1 protein-coding gene is annotated in these 905 nt (G+C 67.7%); it reads right to left on the bottom strand.

Translation table 11 applies throughout. The features are described from left to right. Positions 1-73: 73 nt before the first annotated feature. Positions 74-889 (bottom strand): flagellin N-terminal helical domain-containing protein, encoded by an 816-nt coding sequence (locus tag D5H78_RS19000; protein ID WP_119952088.1) that lies wholly within the window; start codon positions 887-889, stop codon positions 74-76. Positions 890-905: the final 16 nt, after the last annotated feature.

The following is a 905-nucleotide window of genomic DNA, read 5'->3' as shown; positions in this document are numbered from 1 at the left end:
GTGCTGCTGGTGGTGCTGTGGTGCTGGTGGTGCTGTGGTGCTGGTGGTGCTGGTGCCCCTACGGGCCGCTGGGTCAGCGGAGCAGGGAGAGCACGCCCTGGGAGCCCTGGTTGGCCTGGGCGAGCATGGCCGTGCCGGCCTGGGACAGGATCTGGTGGCGGGTGTAGCCGACCATCTCCTGCGCCATGTCGGTGTCACGGATCCGGCTCTCCGACGCGGAGAGGTTCTCCACCGCGACGTTGAGGTTGTTGATCTTGTGCTCGAGGCGGTTCTGCGTCGCACCGAGCTTGGAGCGCTCGGTCGACACCGTCTCGATCGCCGTGGTGATCGCGCCGAGCGCGGTCTGGGCGTTGGCGAAGCTGGTGAGGTCACCGGTCGCGCCGAGGGTGGTCGAGTCCATGTTGCCGATGGTCACGGCCAGGGTCTCGCCGGCGTTGGCGCCCACCTGGAACGAGGCGTTGTACGAGCCGTCGAGCAGGTTCTTGCCGTTGAAGCTGGTCTTGCTCGCGATGTCGTCGAGCTCGAGGACGAGCTCCTGGTACTCGGCGTCGGCCGCGGCCATCGCCTTGTCGCTGAGGCCACCCTCGTTCGAGGCCTGCACCGCGAGGTCGCGCATGCGCTGCAGGATCGAGTGCGTCTCGGTGAGCGCACCCTCAGCGGTCTGGACGACGGAGATGCCGTCCTGCGCGTTGCGGACGGCGACCTTGAGGCCACCGACCTGCGAGCGCAGGCCCTCCGAGATCGACAGGCCGGCCGCGTCGTCGGCCGCCCGGTTGATCCGGAACCCGCTGGACAGCTTCTCCAGCGACTTCGACATCTGCCCGTCCGTGATGGACAGGTTGCGGTACGAGTTCTGCGCCGCGATGTTCTGGTTGATGCGAAGACCCATGACGTCCTCCGTGGTG

This window comes from Vallicoccus soli, assembly GCF_003594885.1.
Classification (GTDB): domain Bacteria; phylum Actinomycetota; class Actinomycetes; order Motilibacterales; family Motilibacteraceae; genus Vallicoccus; species Vallicoccus soli.
The sequence above is the reverse complement of the archived record's forward strand: the minus strand, read 5'-3'. Positions and strand labels throughout refer to the sequence as shown.